Raw genomic sequence first — 2,056 nt, 5'->3', positions numbered from 1 at the left:
CCCACTTTTGTTTTACCCACAAGTAAACAACATTCAATCGATAGATGTCGTAGCTTATGTCTCGGTGATAGCCATTGATTTTGCTTGGTTGTGGGTATTTGGAAGGGGCCCGGTGCGCAGTAGACCGGTCGCGGAGGCTCCTCGAATTCCGGCACTTAGCTTGTTGGTGTGTGCGATTCATCTATTGCACTTCTGTGACTATCACCGCCACTTATCCCCTACATACTGATACCTCGGTCCAATTGAGGCTTTATTACCAAGCTGTCCAAATAGAGAGACATACGCTTACTTAGTAGTCAGCTCTGATTTTCGACTCGTACCTACGAGATGCTGTGGCGGCTTCCTCGATCGCGCCAAAAGAAAATCCCGTATAGGTGAGGTATTGCCTGCGCCCATACGGGAGGGTGTCGTATTTAGTTAGCCCTGTCTGGGATTAAGCTATGCAGTCGCGCTAATCAAAGTACCGAGGTTAGTTATTACTGCTCGGCTTAGCCGACGGGACGTCTCCGTAGCCGTCGTGGTCCTTATCTTCCGAGTTAATACCTCCGCGGAAGGTGTCGTGAGCACTCGGAGTAACGGCGTGCGGTGCACGGTCGGCGGTGTTGAACAAAAGATTCAAGATGATAGCAGCGACGGAACCTACGCAGATACCTGAAGCCATAAACGTTTGCGCCCATGCCGGTAGTCCGGAGAATAGTTCGGGCGATACAGCAGGAAGTAATGCCAATGCCAACGGAATACCCACGACAATCACGTTGGATTCAGTGAACTTAACCTTGGATAGAGTGCGGACGCCCGATGCTGCGACCATACCGAACAAGGCAATACCGGCACCTCCCAAAACTGGAGCTGGGATAGCGGCAACGAGAGCGGCCGTCTTTGGAATCAAACCCAGAATCAGCAGCATTCCACCTGCAGCTGCGGTAACCCATCGGGAACGTACGCCCGTGATGGATAGGACGCCAATGTTCTGGGCAAACGCCGTGTATTGGAAGGTATTGAAAATACCGCCAATTACGGTCGCAGCACCGTCGGCACGCAGTGTGTCGGCAATACGGTGATTATCAATCTCGGATTCGGTAATCTCGCCGATTGCAAGTACGTCGCCAGTCGCTTCGACCATAGTCACAAGCGAAACAATGCACATGGCAAATACAGCGGAGAGGACGAATTCAGGCATGCCAAAGTAGAATGGATGCGTCAACCCGAAGACTGGTGAGTCCTTAGTTCCAGACCAATCCACCATTCCCAATGGAATGCATAGCAGCAATCCGGAGATCATGCCCACTAGAACGGCAATGCGGGCGAGCCATTCTGGTGCCCATCGCTCAATACTGAGAATTAAGGCCAACACAAACGCAGCTACTGCCAAGTTTTGAGGTGCGCCGAAATCTGGAGTGTCCTTGACTTCAGCACCGCCACCAACCCAGTCGGCTGCGACTGGCATAAGCGTCGTGCCGATAATCAATAGCACCGTGCCAGTGACCAACGGCGGAAATAGGCGTAGAAGCGACGCAAAAAGCGGTGCAAAGAGCATCATGAAAATGCCCGATGCAATCACCGAACCGTAGATTGCGGGTACGCCGTATTGCGATCCGATAGTAACCATCGGAATCGCGGCAGAGAAGGTACAGCCCTGAATCAGTGGTAGTCGCACACCAAATCGCCAAATACCCACCGACTGTACGATGGTGGCGATGCCTGCAACAAACAGGTCCGCAGCAATTAGGTGCGGAATATCGGATGGGGACATACGCCCGGCATCCACAAGTGCCCAGCCCACGAAAAGCGGGACTGCCACCGCGCCTGCATACGCGGCGAGCACATGTTGAAAGCCGAGTACAAGCAGTTTCACATGGCCCGGATACTCATCGACCGGATGAACCGTCTGAGTATCGGTCTTCGTTGATGTAGTCACAGTTCGACCTTAGTTCCCTAGTCCAGGTTTTCCTCACTGGAGCTTTCTATTGGGGTGGTTTCGCTCCATCTCGCTTTACGACGAGGCGATCGGGCCACGCCACTTTGCTGAGATAACTCGTGAGTGTGCGTGGGGGGG

1 protein-coding gene is annotated in these 2,056 nt (G+C 53.0%); it reads right to left on the bottom strand.

Features of this window, described 5'->3' with window-relative positions; translation table 11 throughout:
• Positions 1-469: 469 nt before the first annotated feature.
• A complete protein-coding gene (locus tag HMPREF2651_RS00005) occupies positions 470-1,918 on the bottom strand; it encodes a nucleobase:cation symporter-2 family protein (protein ID WP_038627038.1) in 1,449 nt (482 codons plus the stop codon).
• Positions 1,919-2,056 lie beyond the last annotated feature (138 nt).

The organism is Corynebacterium sp. HMSC063A05, from assembly GCF_001809695.1.
GTDB classification, from domain to species: domain Bacteria; phylum Actinomycetota; class Actinomycetes; order Mycobacteriales; family Mycobacteriaceae; genus Corynebacterium; species Corynebacterium amycolatum.
This window is presented reverse-complemented; position numbering and strand designations above follow the sequence as displayed.